1 protein-coding gene is annotated in these 1609 nt (G+C 57.7%); it reads left to right on the forward strand.

The window, feature by feature from the left end:
- Positions 1–83 precede the first annotated feature (83 nt).
- Positions 84–1313 (forward strand): glycosyltransferase WbuB, encoded by a 1230-nt coding sequence (locus tag EOL86_14700; protein NCD26821.1) that lies wholly within the window; start codon positions 84–86, stop codon positions 1311–1313.
- The last annotated feature ends 296 nt before the right edge of the window (positions 1314–1609 follow it).

The raw sequence follows: 1609 nt of genomic DNA on the forward strand, positions 1-1609 counted from the left end.
GGAATGCGCCGTGCTGCTGGTGCGGGTGCGGAGCGATCTGCCCTGGAGCGGAGGTTTCGTCATCATCAAGGAGAACAGTTGAGATGCATATCCTTTTCCTGTGTCATTATTTTCCGCCCGAGGTGAACGCGCCGGCCTCGCGCACCTATGAAAACGCCAAACGCTGGGTGCGGGCCGGGCACAGGGTCACGGTTCTGACCTGCCATCCGAGCCATCCTGGCGGCGTGGTCTATCCGGGCTTCAGAAATTCGGTGCATGCGTGGGACGAAAAGGACGGCATCCGCGTGCTGCGCGTGGGCACGTACCTGAGCGCCAACAAGGGCTTTGTGAAGCGCACGGCCAACTACGTGTCCTTCATGTTTTCGGCCATGGCGCAGTGCTGGCGGGTGAAGGACGTGGACGTGGTGGTCTCGACCTCGCCCCAGTTTTTTTGCGGCATGGCGGGCTATTTTGTGTCCCGCCTGAAACGCCGTCCGTGGGTGCTGGAGATCCGCGATCTGTGGCCGGAATCCATCATTGCCGTGGGCGCCATCAGTAACCGGCGCGTGATCAAGGCCCTCGAAGGAATTGAGAGCTTCCTGTACCGCAAGGCCGATCACATCGTATCCCTGACCAGGGCCTTTAAGCGCCACATCATGGACCGGGGGATTGCGGATCAGAAGGTCAGCATCGTCACCAACGGGGCCGATTTGGAACGCTTTGCGCCAGCCGACCGCATGAACGACGTGCGCCGCGAGTTGGGCCTGGGGGAGAGCGTGTTCCTGGCCTCATACATCGGCACCCATGGCATGGCCCACGGCCTGAACACGATTTTGAAGGCCGCCAGGCGTCTGGAGAACGAGCCGGACATCCGCTTTCTGCTGGTGGGTGACGGGGCCGAGCGGGATAAGCTTCTCAAGGCAAAGGAGGACATGGGCCTGACCAATGTCATCATGCTTGGCCAACAACCCAAGGAGCGCATGCCTGATTTTCTGGCCGCAAGCGACGCCTGCCTGGTGCTGCTCATCAAGTCGGATCTTTTCAAGACGGTTCTGCCGTCCAAGATTTTCGAAGCCATGGCCATGAAGCGCCCGATTGTTCTCGGTGTGGAAGGGGAGAGTCGCGAACTGATTGAAGAAGCCGGGTGCGGGATATGCATCGAACCCGAGAACGACCAGGAGTTGGCCGAGACGGTGCTCAGGCTGGCGCGGACTCCGGAACTGTGCCGGAAGCTCGGGGAGAGCGGGGCGGAGTTCGTGGCGCAACGGTTTGACCGCGAGACCCTGGCGCGGGAATATCTCTCAATTTTGAAGCGGGCGGCGGCCATTTCATGATCCTGGCCGGGTGTGCGGCTGGTTCGGCTAGGTCTCTGAGACCAAGAACATTTCGACTGGGTCTCTGAGACCAAGAACATTCTGAAATAATTGTTTTTCTTTTCAAAAAACGGCCATTTTTCGGCGGTAGAATCGCATGCGCCGCGCCAAAAAGGGCCTTTTTTTACATCCAAAAATCCGAAATTATTTATGAAAATTCGCGTTGCGGTTTGGTGGGGCAGCGTGAAATGCACGGGAAAGGCCTTGATTTTTTTGTTTTGAAAACTTACCCATTATTCAGTCTTAATTTTTCCCCA

The organism is Deltaproteobacteria bacterium (genome assembly GCA_009930495.1).
Classification (GTDB): domain Bacteria; phylum Desulfobacterota; class Desulfovibrionia; order Desulfovibrionales; family Desulfomicrobiaceae; genus Desulfomicrobium.

Excerpts from the sequence above, each read along its gene's own strand:
- EOL86_14700 (NCD26821.1), top strand. The coding sequence starts at position 84 with ATGCATATCCTTTTCCTGTGTCATTATTTTCCGCCCGAGGTGAACGCG.